This is a genomic window from Flammeovirga sp. SJP92 (assembly GCF_001583495.1).
Taxonomy (GTDB): Bacteria; Bacteroidota; Bacteroidia; order Cytophagales; family Flammeovirgaceae; genus Flammeovirga.
This window is the reverse complement of the sequence record NZ_LQAQ01000098.1, coordinates 14,012-28,763: the sequence shown is the minus strand read 5'-3', so window position 1 is coordinate 28,763 and position 14,752 is coordinate 14,012. Positions and strand designations below refer to the sequence as shown.

The 14,752-nt window shown below is 34.2% G+C and carries 9 protein-coding genes; 8 read left to right on the top strand and 1 reads right to left on the bottom strand.

All coding sequences use genetic code 11. The annotated features are described in order from the left end of the window. The first annotated feature begins 13 nt into the window (after nucleotides 1-13). From AVL50_RS24355 to AVL50_RS24340, 4 genes are all read left to right on the top strand, one after another. Complete coding sequence (locus tag AVL50_RS24355; protein ID WP_062619353.1) at nucleotides 14-5,392, top strand: alpha-2-macroglobulin; 5,379 nt, start codon at nucleotides 14-16, stop codon at nucleotides 5,390-5,392. Nucleotides 5,393-5,438: 46 nt separating this feature from the next. After that, nucleotides 5,439-7,142 (top strand): BamA/TamA family outer membrane protein, encoded by a 1,704-nt coding sequence (locus AVL50_RS24350; RefSeq protein ID WP_157491522.1) that lies wholly within the window; start codon nucleotides 5,439-5,441, stop codon nucleotides 7,140-7,142. A gap of 343 nt (nucleotides 7,143-7,485) precedes the next feature. After that, nucleotides 7,486-8,046, top strand: coding sequence for an RNA polymerase sigma factor (locus tag AVL50_RS24345; RefSeq protein WP_062619350.1), 561 nt, complete (start codon nucleotides 7,486-7,488; stop codon nucleotides 8,044-8,046). Beyond that, a complete protein-coding gene (locus AVL50_RS24340) occupies nucleotides 8,027-9,103 on the top strand; it encodes an outer membrane beta-barrel protein (RefSeq protein WP_062619348.1) in 1,077 nt (358 codons plus the stop codon). Before AVL50_RS24345 ends, AVL50_RS24340 begins: the two co-directional genes overlap by 20 nt. A 395-nt stretch (nucleotides 9,104-9,498) precedes the next feature. Here AVL50_RS24340 and AVL50_RS24330 read toward each other — a convergent pair whose 3' ends face one another. Continuing rightward, a complete protein-coding gene (locus AVL50_RS24330) occupies nucleotides 9,499-10,119 on the bottom strand; it encodes an RNA polymerase sigma factor (protein WP_062619345.1) in 621 nt (206 codons plus the stop codon). Nucleotides 10,120-10,449: 330 nt separating this feature from the next. Here AVL50_RS24330 and AVL50_RS24325 point away from each other — a divergent pair, with 330 nt between their 5' ends. The 4 genes from AVL50_RS24325 to AVL50_RS24310 all read left to right on the top strand — a co-directional run bounded on the left by AVL50_RS24325 (nucleotide 10,450) and on the right by AVL50_RS24310 (nucleotide 14,688). Further along, nucleotides 10,450-10,908: a nucleoside deaminase gene (locus AVL50_RS24325; RefSeq protein WP_062619343.1), complete on the top strand. Its 459-nt coding sequence runs from the start codon at nucleotides 10,450-10,452 to the stop codon at nucleotides 10,906-10,908. Then, nucleotides 10,908-11,396 (top strand): hypothetical protein, encoded by a 489-nt coding sequence (locus AVL50_RS24320; RefSeq protein ID WP_062619341.1) that lies wholly within the window; start codon nucleotides 10,908-10,910, stop codon nucleotides 11,394-11,396. Before AVL50_RS24325 ends, AVL50_RS24320 begins: the two co-directional genes overlap by 1 nt. A 236-nt stretch (nucleotides 11,397-11,632) precedes the next feature. Then, nucleotides 11,633-12,268 (top strand): OB-fold-containig protein, encoded by a 636-nt coding sequence (locus tag AVL50_RS24315; RefSeq protein ID WP_082795991.1) that lies wholly within the window; start codon nucleotides 11,633-11,635, stop codon nucleotides 12,266-12,268. Nucleotides 12,269-12,555: 287 nt separating this feature from the next. Beyond that, nucleotides 12,556-14,688, top strand: coding sequence for a hypothetical protein (locus tag AVL50_RS24310; RefSeq protein ID WP_062619337.1), 2,133 nt, complete (start codon nucleotides 12,556-12,558; stop codon nucleotides 14,686-14,688). Nucleotides 14,689-14,752 lie beyond the last annotated feature (64 nt).

Below are 14,752 nucleotides of genomic sequence, written 5' to 3'. Positions count from 1 at the left end.
ACTATTTAAAGAGATGATACAAAAACTACGAGCATGCCTATTACTGCTTTTATTTTTTAATTTATTAATTGGGTGTAGTACTAGCACAACAGAAAATGAAGAAACGAAGGTTATTTATAATAACTTCGATGGTGAAATTTCTCTTCAACAAAACCTATCTGTTACCCTAAGTCAAGAAATAAGAGAATCAAAAAATGATGAATGGCTGAATGAGGAATATTTTTCAATATCTCCTGAAGTAAAAGGTAAGTTTAAATGGACTGCCAAAAACACAGTTATTTTTTCTCCTGAACAAGGCTTCAGCCCAAGTACGGAGTATACTCTGAAATTATCAGAGAGCGCTTTTGCGAAAGAAGGAATTACTTTAGATAAAAGTCAGTTAAGTTATAAGTTCCATACTCCTTATCTTAAAGCAACTTATTCAAGTATTGCTTGGGCATTAGGTAAAAACAATCAAGCTGAACCGCACTTAACATTAAACTTCAACTATCCAGTTGAAAGTGATAAAATTGCTGAGAAAATCACAATAAAAGATGGTGATAAAACATTAAAAAGTGAACTAATCTCTAAAGGTGGAGGTACGCAGTTAGTTTTAGCAATTAAAGGAGAACTTCCTCAAAAGGAAGTAGCTGTCAATATTATTGTTCAAAAAGGATTTATGTTGCCGAATGCGAAGGTAGCTTCTAAAGAACAACAACTGAAATCAATTATTCCAAAGAAAGAAAAATTCCAGATTTCTTCTGTGGTTGCTAAAATTCTTTCAACACAGAATGTCATTGAAATTAAAGCCAACCAAGGTATTTACAATGAAAAATTAAAATCAAATATTTCAGTGTCTCCGAAAGTTGCTTTTGAAGTGGAAACGATTGAAAGTGGTGTACAGTTAGTTGGTAATTTCAAGTCGGGTCAGTCGTATACAGTTTCTATTTCATCAGAAGTAAAAGGTGTTTTCAGAACAAAATTAGGATCAAGATATAAGAAAAAAGTAGTTTTTGGTGAAGTGGATCCAAGCATTTCATTTGCTGATAAAAAATCAATTTACATGTCGAATAAAAGCAGTAAAAAGATTGATTTGAATATTATCAGTGTTCCAGAAGTAGACATTAATATTTATAAAATTTACAAAAACAATCTTTATTCTTTCTTTGATGACAACAGTAATTATCAAGAAAGTGATTATTACTATTACGGACCACAATATTATAAACTAGGAGATGAGGTTTTTTCTCAAAAAAATGTATCAGTGGGTGATTTGCCCACAAGTGGAAATTTCCAGACATTCTCTTTAGATTTCTTAGACGAAAATAGATTCAGTGGTGTTTACGTGGTAGAAATTCGTAGTTCAAAGAAAAGATATCTAGCCGCAAGAAAACTAATCAGTATTTCTGATATAGGACTTCTAGTAAAACAGGGGAAAAACAGTGTTTTAGTATATGCTAATTCAATAGCAGATGCTTCTCCGGTGGAGAATGCTAAAATCACTTTAGTAAGTAGAAACAACCAGGAGTTAGTTTCAGTAAATACCAATGCTAAAGGTGTTGCAGAATTTAAAGATCTTGAAAGTGCTACAAAGGGCTTCAATATAAGAATGGTTTACGCTGAAAAAGGTGATGATTTCAATTACTTAAACTATGATCAGACTAGGGTAGCCACAGAGCGTTTTGATGTAGGAGGTATGCGTTTAAATAGTACAGGTTTGATGACCTATATTTATGGTGATCGTAATCTATACAGACCAGGGGAAACTATTTATTATAAAACGATCACAAGAGATAAAGATTGGAATCCAATTTCAGATCAGCCAATCAAAATCAAAGTGTATTTACCAGATGGTAATTTACTGAAATCAGAAAGAGGTACACTCAATGAAGAAGGTTCTTTTGAGTCGGAAGTAACATTGATGGATGGTGGTGTAACGGGTTATTACACCATAGAAGTCAGTACTGCCAATGATATTATTCTTTCATCCAAAAGAATCAGTGTGGAAGACTTTATGCCGGATAGAATTAAAGTCACAACTAAAACAGATAAAGAACAAGTAGGAGTGGATAGCAAATTTGAAATCAATGCCACCGCAATGAACCTATTTGGAACACCTGCATCGAACAGAGGATATGAAATTGATTTTTCATTAAGTAGAAAAACACTTTATGTGAAAGAATTATCAGAGTATAATTTCAACCTAAGAGGAAATATTTCATTACGCTATGAGGATCATTTAAGGCAAGCAAAAACAGATGCAAGTGGTAACTTCTCTGAGACCTTCTTGATTGATGATGTTTATAAGAATAGTGGTATTTTGGAAGGAAAATTATATACAACTGTTTTTGATGAATCGGGGAGACCTGTAAGAAGATTGAATACCGTTGAAGTGACAACTCAGGATTATTTCTTAGGGGTAAAAGATCAAGATTGGTACATTAAGACAAGACAACAGACAAGATTACCTTTAGTGGCTGTTGATAAGAATAGAAAAGTAAAAAGTGGTGTCAAAGCAGAAGTGGAATTGGTACGCTATGAATGGCAATCTGTGATGGAGAGCACTTATAATGGAAGGTACCGCTATGTTTCTCGTAAAAAGGAGATTCCTTTAGAGAAGACTATGATTACTTTGAGTGGTAAAAATACAACATTTGATTTCCTTCCAGAAGCTTCAGGTGAGTATGAAGTAAGAATTCGACTTCCAGAAGCTAAAACTTATATTTCAAAAAGATACTATGCGTACGGTTGGGGTATGACTTCAAGCAATGCCTTCCAAGTAGATAAAGAAGGTAGAGTAACTATTGAAGCAGAACAACCGAGATATAAAGTTGGAGATAAAGCCAAGTTATTATTTAAGACACCTTTCAAAGGAAAATTATTAGTAACAGTTGAGCAAGATGATGTATTATCTCATTATGAGTTAGATACTGATGAGCAGTCTGCGTCATTAGAATTACCTATTGAAGACAGATATCTTCCAAACATTTTTGTGACTGCAACTTTAATAAAAGGAGCAAAAGATAATGCTCTTCCATTGACAGTTGCACATGGTTTTACTTCGGTGAAAGTAGAATCCGCTGAATCGAGATTAGATTTGAAAATTAATGCTCCTAAGGAAAGTAGATCTAATAAAACACAGGAAATTGAGGTAGTTGCTGAAAATGGTGAGAAAAACATTGAAATGACAATTGCTGTAGTGGATGAAGGTATTCTTCAAATCAAGAATTACAAAACACCAAATCCTTTCAACTACTTCTACCAAGACAGAGCGTTAGGTGTAAAAACTTATGATGTTTACCCATTGGTGATGCAATTCAAACAACAAGCAAATAGCTTCGGTTCTGACATGGCTAACCTTGGTGCGAGAGCAAACCCAATGGTGAATAACAGAGTGAATTTAGTGGCTTTCTGGAGTGGAACTTTGAAAACAGATTCTGATGGAAAAGCAAAATTCAAAATTGATATTCCTGAGTTTTCAGGTGAGTTGAGAATTATGGCAGTGGCCAATAAGCAAAAAGCATTTGGATCTGCAGAAGCTAGAATGAAGGTGAAAGATCCGTTGGTGGTCAGCACTTCGTTACCTAGATTCTTAAGTCCTTCTGATGTGAATGATGCAAGTGTAATGATGACTAACACCACTGATAAAGAGTTGAAGGTAAAAACAAAAGTGGATGTTTCAGGAGCATTAACTGTCAATCAGTCTCAGCTGGAAACAGTGACAATTCCTGCCAACTCAGAAAAGAGAGTTTCATTCAAGCTTACTGCCGCACAAGAAATTGGTGAAGGAAAAGTTGTGATTGTAGCTAATGCTAACGGTGAAGATTTTATTTCAAAAACAAATCTGAATGTAAGACCTGTAACTTCATTATTGAAGTCAACATCTGCAGGAGTTGTTAAGGCTGGAAGTAATAAAAATGTAGATTTGAAGAAAGATTATATCAGCTCTTCAGTAAAAGGTAAACTTTGGTTGAGTAAATCACCAATGCTTGAGTTTGCCGAAGATTTAAATTACTTGGTAAGATATCCATATGGTTGCGTTGAGCAAACTGTATCAGCTGTATTCCCTCAATTGTATTTAGGTGATCTTTCTTCAAAAATGTCAAAAGATGTGAGTGAAGGAAGTGTAGATTACAATATCAATGAGGCAATCAGAAAGCTTCAAAGTATGCAGATTTACAACGGTGCATTAACATATTGGCAAGGCGGAAGCTATGAAAGCTTCTGGGGATCTGCTTATGCGGCTCATTTCTTAATGGAAGCTCAGAAAAACGGTTATCAAGTAAATCAAAGAACATTGGATAAGCTTTTGGATTACTTGAGTAAGAAAGTAAAGAAGAAAAGTACTCGTGATTATTATTATTACAGTAATAACAGCAGAATCGTTGAAAAAGCAGCGAGTAAAACAGTTTTCTATTCACTTTATATCTTAGCAGAGGCAGGAAAAGCAGATATTGCTACTATGAATTACTACAAGCAAAATCAGAATTTGATTCCTAGAAATTCAAAATATATTCTTGCTGCTACTTACTTAAGAGCAGGTGACCGCAAAACATATCGCCTTCTTTTACCAAATAAGCTGAATATGGATAAAGCTGAAAAAGAATTCGGAGGAAGTTTCTCTTCTTATATTAGAGATCAGGCATTGGTATTGAATGCTCTTTTAGGTACAGATCCTAAAAATGCACAAGTAGGTACAGTAGCAAGGCATTTGACAGAAAGTATGAAAGCTGAAAGTTGGATGTCAACACAAGAAAGAGCATTTAGTTTGCTTGTATTAGGAAAATTAGTGAAGAAGGCAAATTCTCAAGATGTTAAAGCTTCTGTAAAAGTAGGAGGAAGTAATGTTGGAAGTTTTGATAACGATGACTTGATACTTACTAAAGAAGTGCTAGGCAAACAAGTGAATATTGCGGCTTCTGGAAATGGAGAGTTATATTATTTTGCAGAACTGGAAGGTTTGAATGCATCAGGTGAATATCCAGAAGAGGATAAAGGCTTGAAAGTAAGAAGAACTTATTATAATCGTGAAGGGCAGACAATTACTTCAGATCAGTTTATGCAAAACGATTTAATTATTGTAGGAGTTACTTTAGAAGCGGATTTGAAGAAGATTGAGAATGTAGTAGTTACAGATATGCTTCCAGCAGGTTTTGAAATTGAAAACCCTCGTTTAGGTGCTGTTCCAGGCGTAAAGTGGACAAGAGACAAAGCGTCTACACCTCAGCATGTTGATTTCAGAGATGATCGTGTTAACTTCTTTGTGACAGCAACGTCAAAACCAAAAACATACTTCTATGTTGTAAGAGCAGTAAGCAAAGGTAAATTCAAAGTAGGCCCGATAAGTGCAGATGCAATGTACAACGGTGAATACCGTTCTTATCATGGAGCAAAAACAATAGTGGTTGAATAAAAAAATAAAACATATAATATCTTATTGGCAAAGTAGAGTATTCTTTTTGAGTACTCTACTTTTGCTTTTTCAGACTGTTTTGTGGGGACAAACTCCTGTGTATGAAGTTCATATTCATTTTGTGGATGAACCTCAAAATAAACCTTTTCAAAAAGAACCAAGTACCTTTAATTCAATTGAAGAATGTAAAGCATATAGTGAAAGCCTTCTTTATTTTTGGAGAGATGAAGGTTATTTTATGGCTTCAATTGATACAGCTTTTATTGAGAACACTACCTACATCAATAAAGTATTTTTAGGACCAAGATCAGAAGAAATAAGAATTGATATCAAATCTGTCAATCCACAAATTTTAAAAGGAAAGTATTGGAGAGGTAATTCAAAAGAAAAATGGGTAAAATTAAAAGACCTTGATACAGCAAAAGAACAAGTAGTTTCTTATTACGAAAATCAAGGTTATCCTTTTACTTCTATCAATATTGATTCTATATTTTTTGATGGTAGTAATTTATCAGGTATCCTTAATGTAAATCTTGGTGACGAAGTAGTTTTAGATACTTTGATTGTAAAAAGAAATGCTCCATTAGGAGTGCATAAAAAGTTTTTTGAAGCTTACTTAGGCTTAGAAAAAGGAGAAACATTCAGGCAAAGAAATGTAGATAAAGCAACTGTTATTTTAGAGGAAACACCTTACCTAAAATTGAAACAAAAACCTGATGTTGTTTTTGAATATGGTAAAGCAATGGTAGAGATCCCATTAGAGAAAAGAAAAGCAAGCAGAGCAGATGGTATGTTGGGAATGGCACCCAATGGACAGAATGAAGGAGAATTATTAATAACAGGACAGGTTTTACTGGATCTTTGGAATCCATTTGGAACAGGAAAGCGCTTTTTTATTGACTGGAAAAGGCCTGATAATGATTCTCAGTGGTTCAATGCCACTTATGAACATCCAAGATTGTTCAGATCAACGATTGATTTTGCTTACAATATTAATATTCAACAGCAGGATTCAACGTTTTTGAAGGTTGACAACAGTATTCAAATTAAAAAAAGAGTATCTACTAGAGCTAGTTTAAGTTTAGGAGCAACCTGGGAGTCAAGCAGAATATTAAGAGAACTGAATGAAAATGATGTGGATACATTAAATGACACACAGTCTATTCTTTACTCCATAGGTTATAAATGGCAGAACTTAGACAATCCTATCTCACCTCGTAGAGGCTGGAGGTATGAAATCAAGTTTACAGGCGGTCAACGAAATATCATCTTTAACCCTGCTTTACCTTCTGAAGTATATGATGGAATTCCTCAAAACTCTTCCTTACTTCAGTGGCAATTAGAAACAGAATATTACTTTGGCATTACAAAATGGCTAGAAGGGTATTTAAAATTAAAAGGTGCTCAAATGCTTGGAGATAACTTATTTAAAAATGAGTTGTTTAGATTGGGAGGCTTTAGGTCTATAAGAGGTTTTAATGAAGGGGAACTGTTTGTAGACCGATATTCTTATATCACGTTTGAGCCTAGAGTCAATATGGGAGATCAATCCTTTTTATTCCTTTTTACTGACATTGGAGTAACAGGATTAGAAGAAGAATGGGACTTTCCAGTGGGTGTGGGAGCAGGTGTGAATATTTCAACAGCGTCAGGAGAATTCTCTATAGCTTATGCACTAGGAAGAACGAATAACATTCCATTTACAACCCAATTAGCTAAAATCCACTTTGGTTTTATAGGAAAATTCTAGTTTAAACTAATTAACAAATACATTCCTTTTTAAGATAGATTAAGTCTTTTTTTAGAATCAATTAAGAACTGGTGTGAAATTATTTAAAATATAACTACCTAATAATCAGTATATAATAAAATTTATATACCTTCAACATCATAAACCTCTATTCAATTTTTACATTTTATGTGTCTATAATAGTGAGCATTAGTCAATGCTTGCGACACAATTGACTTAAGGTGAAACAGTTAAACTACTTGATAGTGTCAAATTAAGTAAGAAACGTCTTGCATCATGTAGTAGCTGTAATATTGATTTTTTTATACTGCGATAGGGTAGTTTAAACTTAACTTAATCCATCATGTTAAGAGATGAAGAATTAATCCAAGGTTGTAAAGTCGGAGACAAAAAAATGCAACGTAAATTATACGAACAATACAGTGGAGTGTTGATGGCCGTTGCATGTCGATATTCAAGAACCGAGGAAGATGCTAGAGATATTTTGCAAGAATCTTTTGTGAAAATATTCAAGAAGATTGATTCCTTTAGAAATGAATCTTCTTTAAAACATTGGATGCGAAGAATTGTAGTCAATACGGCCATCAATTATCAGCGTTCAAAATTATATTTATATCCTATGATGGATGTAAATGATATGTATGATTTAAAAGAGGAAGCAGTTGCACTTTCAGATTATAGCTTCCAGGAATTATTATCATTGTTACAAAAACTTCCTGACGGTTGTCGTGTTATCTTTAACTTATACGCTATTGAAGGATATAAGCATAAAGAAATAGCGGAGATGACAGGTGTTACAGAAGGAACATCGAAATCTCAGTTTTCGAGAGCACGAAAACTTTTGAAGGAAATGATTGAAGAATCACAACTAGAAAGAAATTACTATGCAATGGAAAGAGGATAACAGAGGAGATTTTGAAAACTTCTGGAAAGATGCTTTTCAAGATGAACAAATGTCTCCTCCGGAAGGATTATGGGATGACATTGAAGCCGAAGTCGATCAGATTAACCAAAAAAAGAATCACTTTACCTTTCTTAGATCAGTAGCTGCTTTAATTACTGTAGGATTATTAACGAGTTTCTTAGTCAAATATGAAACTCCTCATTCTTTATCAATCGGATCTGATTTTGATGGAAAAAATGTAAATACAGCTTCTATGGTTTCACCTTCATTATATGAAGCAGACGCCATTAAAGCAGTGAGTGTCTTGGATAAACATATTTTACCAAGAATAAAAAAGGTTGCAGTAAATATGCCACCGCCCATGCCATTTTTAACTCACGAAGAAGAGAAGGAATTACCTCCAATACATTTATCTCAAATTGAGCCAGAAACTGAAATTGAGGTGGAAGTAGAAGAGCAATTCTCGGAGTTAGGAATTGTAAAAAGAAATAAAGCAGTTCCAGCGTCAAAACAAAAGAGAAATAAAAACTACTATGTTAGTGCAGAAGTGGGGATGTCTCGTCTTGATCCAAATATCAAAGTAAATGATCGAGTGGTTTCACAGACTGCCGTTTCACCTACTGTTGGTGTTAATGCTGGAATTCAATTTGAAAAAGGTTTCTTTGTAGAGGCTGGCGTAAAGTATGCTGATTATACCTATAAAACAGGATTGACAGAGCTGGGGGAATTGAATCAGAAGGTAGTTTCGGTTCCTGTGAAAGTAGGATATGCATTGGAAAAGAAAAAGTTAAGACTAGCAGTGCACACAGCATTAGTAACTAATATGATTGTAGACCAAAGCAGTACTGACAATGTATCAGATAGCATTATGGATCAATCTGTTAATGTAACTGGGCAGTTAGGAGCAGAATTGAGTTATCAAGTTTCTCCTAAAACTGCATTATCATTGGGAACGTCGTATGGCGTTTCATTAAATGACCTCAGTAAGGATACCAATGTATCAGCAATGTCGAAGAACTATATGATTAGTATGGGTATCAAATATAATATCATCTAGCACAAAATTGAATTGGAATAGATAAAGGGATTGTCTTCTTTAACATAGAAGGCAGTCTCTTTTTTTTGTTTGGATGAATTTTGTTTCAAAAAGAAAAAGGCTTCTTAGAAAATATGAAAGAAAAAAGAAAGGCCACCATTCGGTAACCTTTCTTTAAGAGCCATTTAGTTTATCAGTTCGAAGAATCTTCTTGGTCTATTGCTTTTTTTGCATAGTCCATAATATTTTTTATAGTCCTCTGACTAGGTTTTTCATTAATTCGGTTTAGTGCTGCTTTTACCTTGACACCATTAATCAAAAACGCCTCACAACTACTATCATCAAGTATAAATTCTTTATCTTCTTCACTTAGAGTAGTGTAAGATGTGTCTCTGTAAAGCCAACTTAGTACTTTATTAGAACACTCTTTGTTTAGATGTTTTTTGTCTAACTGCATTATTGGAATTTTCGCTTTGTTGCTCCATCATTTTACGAAGGTTGATGAGGGCATAACGCATTCTACCTAATGCTGTATTAATACTTACATCTGTAGAATCAGCAATTTCTTGAAAACTCATTTCCATGTAGTGACGCATTACAAGAACTTCTCTTTGCGTATCAGGCAAACGGTCTACAAGGTTTCTTACGTTAGTTTGTGTTTCTAGTAAGATTCTTTGGTCTTCAATTGAAGTTTCAGAAAAATCTAAAGTATCAAAAACACTACTTCCATCTTCCATGATGATGGTAGGATAACGCTTCTGCTTACGGAAATAATCGATTGCCATATTATGAGCAATACGAGAGATCCATGGCATAAACTTGCCTTCCTCATTATATTTCCCAGCTCGAATCATTTTTATTGCCTTAATGAACGTATCTTGCAATAAGTCTTCGGCTACATACTCATCTTTTACGATTAATAAGATGCTAGTAAATAGCTTATTCTTATACTTGTTCAATAACTGTTCAAAGGCAGCTTCACTACCATTAAGGTATTGTGCAATTAATTCTTGGTCTGAGAGCGTATAATGTTTCATCCTTCGTGCTTTTAAAACGTTAACTCAAAGTACTTTATTGTAGATAATGGGGTAAATATTAAAAAATGTATACTTAACACCATCGTTGAATTAGTAGTACTTTATTTAAAAATTCCGTATTGTAAATGTTTGAAAATATTGAGAATATTCAAATTTCTTTGTCTAAGGATAAGATGTGTTTATCGAAAAGATGGGATCATTCGTCTAAACAGGCCCTTTTTAGCAGTTGAAAACCTCTTAAAAAACAGGTTTTTAGCTTTTGAATCAAAAAATCAATCAAAAGTGATTACTCATTCACTTAATTTTAAATATTAGAATAGTACAATTTTTATGGATAATTCTTCTCAGGATGTCAAATTTATGCGACTTGCTTTGAAAGAAGCAGAGAATGCTTTTGAAGAAGGAGAAATACCTGTAGGGGCATTGGTAGTGGCCGATGGAAAAATAATTGGTAAAGGATACAATCAAACTGAAAAGCTTAACGATCCTACGGCTCATGCCGAAATGTTGGCAATTACTGCTGCAACGAATCATTTAGGTTCAAGACATTTGAGTGATTGTACTTTATATGTAACTTTAGAACCCTGTGCAATGTGTGCTGGAGCCATCTTCTGGGCACAAGTAGGGCGGATAGTTTACGGGGCAAGTGATGAGAAAAGAGGCTTCAAGTCTTACTCTGAAAAACTAGCTCACCCAAGAGCAAAATATACTACTGGTATTCTGGAAGAAGAATGCCACGAAATTTTAATGAAATTCTTCAAGAAACTAAGAGATAAAAGAAAGAAATAATGGATAAGGACTTAATACTAAAAGTAGAGAAATTATTGCAAGAGGAAGATTTTTCAAATATTCCTGATTTATTGTCCCCTTATGTAGATAAAGAGGTAAAAGCAAAAGAGTTATTAGGCTTGTGTTATTTAGGGCAGTGGAATAATGAGGAAGCGGAGGTTGTTTTTGAAGAATTGAAAGAGAAAGTAGCGGATAATGCGGATTACCATTATTATTATGGAGCAAGTTTGGGACAACAAGCTAAAGGAGCCAATATGTTGAAACTGATGCAAATTGCACCGAAGTCTAAAGCGGCATTTGAAAGAGCAATAGAAATCGATCCGAAACATGTACCTGCACACTGGGGATTATTACGTTATTATGGAAATGCACCTGCCATGTTCGGAGGGTATCCTAAAGGAAAGGAATTAGCAGATTCATTGGCGACTTTTAATGAAAAAGAGGCACAAGATGCTTACAATTTCTTAAAAGATAAATTCGGTAAATAGAAAAGACTTTTACCGTTTTTTGATGAAAATGAAAAAACATACCTTATAATAGGGGTGTATTAAGATTTATTTCAAATTGTAATACGGAAAGATATAAATTGTTAAAGAAGTAGTTGAGGCCCCTGAAAACCTCAACTATTTTTTTTGTTACGACGTTAATATATGTAAACATTTGAAAAGATGGATTAATTACTCTCTTTTCTTACTAAATTTAAAAGACACTAACGTAATGCTTAATGGAACTATTAAACGAATCTATTAATCTGGTAAACTTGCCTTACACCTTTCTAGTTGTAATCTGCTTATTTTACTGGTTAAATGTTATGGTAGGAGTATTATCTCCTGATACCCTAGATCTAGAATTAGATAGCACAGTTGATCTAGATGCAGACATTGATCACGATATTGATGATGTAGCAGTAGGTCATGGTGTATTTGCAACGACTGCTGAATTTTTATTTGTCGGGAAAGTGCCTTTAATGATCATTATAACAGTTTTATCTACATTGATGTGGGTATTCTCCGTTTTTGGGAATCATTATTTTGGTAATACTTCTGGAGTTTATGCTTTAATGGCATTCCTTCCAATATTGATAGTATCTATTTTCTTGTCAAGATTTTTCGTTTATCCATTTGCATTGGTTTTTAAGAAGCTTAACCATGAAGTTGATAGAGAGATTGTAGGTAAAGTATCTAAAGTTGTTTTACCAGCTTCAAATGTCAAGAAAGGGCAAGCAACAGTGCTTATTGGAAATGCTGAACAGAAAATTTATATCAAAACTTCTGAAAATAGTAGTCTCTTTAAAGGAGACGAAGCCATGGTTATAGAATATGATTCTACTCAAAAATGTTATTTAGTAGAACCTATTTAATTTAAAGCAAACAGACTCAACTAATCATGGGTAAATTCAATCAGTAATTTTTGTGTATTTATATTTTAATATGCTAGTCAATTTAATATTGAGAAGCATGCTGGTTTTTTATGTGAAATTTTAATGAATTAAGTAATGAAAAAAGCAACTTAAAGTATTCGAAAGCATATGTTATTATTTAAAAGCAAACATAACAGTGTATTATCTTAAAAAGTAACAGAATAGTAATCTAACTATTTTCCATAGTATATATAATTTTTAAAACTTTAATTTAAACTAATCAATTTATGGGCTCACAACTCTTAATTGCAGGTGTAGCTATTGCTGCATTCATGGTTCTAGGTATCCTAGGTTTTATCGTCAGTTTTTACAAAAAAGTTCCTCAAGGTAAAGCCCTTGTAAGAACAGGTATGGGTGGATTAAGAGTAATCACTCAAGGAGGTTTAGTTATCCCTGTAGTTCACAAAGCAGAGAGAATGGACATCTCTTTGAAAAGTATTGAAATTAGTCGTGAAGGAAAACAAGGTCTAATTTGCCAAGATAACTTAAGAGCAGATATTCGAGTTGTATTCTTTATCCGAGTAAATAATCAATTAGAAGATATAGCAACTGTTGCGCAAACAGTAGGATGTGAAAGAGCATCAGATACTGAACTTCTGATCTCATTATTCGAAGCAAAATTCTCAGAAGCGTTAAAGACAATTGGTAAGCGTTTCGATTTTATCGAATTATATAACTCAAGAGAGAAAGTAAAACAAGAAGTAATTGACATTATCGGTACTGACTTGAACGGTTATGTATTGGATGACTGTGCTATTGATTACTTAGAGCAAACAAATGTTGAGAACCTTGATCCAGATAATATCTTGGATGCTGAGGGTATCAAAAAGATTATCGACTTAACTGCTAAGCAAAAAATTCAAGCGAACTTGATCAAAAACGAAGAAGAGAAAAAGATCAAGAAGCAGGATGTTGAAAAAGAAGAAGCGGTACTTGTTTTAGAGAAGCAAAGAGTTGAAGCGGAAGAGCGTCAGAGAAGAGAAATTGACACAATCAAAGCAAAAGAAGAAGCTACAACGGAAACGATTGTACAAGAAGAACGCTTGAAAGCGGAGAAAATCAAGTTACAAGTGGATGAGGAACTTGAAATCCAACAGAAAAATAAAGAGCGTGAAATCTTAGTAGCTCAGAAGAATATTGAGAAAACGGAAGCGTTAGAAAACGAGCGTATAGAAAAAGAAAGACAATTAGCTGAAACTGAAAAGCAGAAAGTTGTTGAATTGGCTCAAATTGCGAAAGAGAAAACATTGGAAGAGCAGAAGCGTGATATCCAAGATGTGATCAAAGAAAGAGTAGCAGTTGAGAAATCTGTAGTGGAAGAGCAAGAAAGAATTAAGGATACAGAAGCATTTGCAGAAGCACAACGTCAGAAGAAAGTAGCAATTACGTTGGCGGAACAAAAAGCGGAAGAGAACTTAATGATGGAGCTGAAAGCGGCAGAGGCTCAGAAAGAAGCAGCGAAATTACATGCTGAACAACAAAAAATTGAAGCAGCAGCTGATTTCGAAACTTCAAACCAAAAAGCAGCGGCTATTAAAACATTAGCAGATGCGAAAGTAAAAGAACAAGCTACTTCAGGTTTTGCTGAGGCACAAGTGAATGAAGCGAAAGCAATTGCAAGAGAGAAAGAAGCGATTGCAGAAGCACAATACATTGCTGCTACTTCTGAAGCACAAGCATTAGCCAACAAACAATTAGGTGAAGCGGAAGCGGAAGTATTAAGACAGAAGATGATTGCAGAGGCAGAAGGAATGGAGAAGAAGTCGAAGTCAATTGAATTAGAAGGTTTAGCGGAAGCGAAAGTTTTACAAGAGAAATCATTAGTAGAAGCACAACGTATAGAGGCGGAAGCAAAAGCTACGGCACATATGGATGAGGCAATCAAAGACTTGGAGAGATTCAAATTACAATTGAACCAAGAGAAAGAATTAGCCTTAGCGAAATTCCAAATGCAACAAGAATTGACGAAAGCTCAAGCTCAAGTGATGGCTGAAGCTGTGAAAAGCAGTGACATCAAAATCATTGGCGGTGAAAGTCAAGTGTACGACAAAATCATCAAGTCAATCAGCATGGGTGAAACAGTGGAATCATTCTTTGAAACAAGTAGCGTAGCCACTGAAGTAAAAGACAACTTATTGGATTCTTCTGATGGAAAAAACATCATTGGTAAAATAAGAGGATACATTGAGCAATTCGGTGTAACTACTGAAGATATCAAAAACTTAAGCGTGGCTGGTCTTTTGAATAAAATGAGAACGATGACCAACGATGATCTTCAAAAAACGTGGATCGACAGTGCTTTAGCAACAGCTGAAAAAACAGGTATAGCAGCGGCTGCAGCATCAACTTTTATCAAATAATTTTGTCGGAGAAATTAAGAGTGAAGGTAAGTTCTTAATTCTTCACTCTTAACTCTTAATTCAA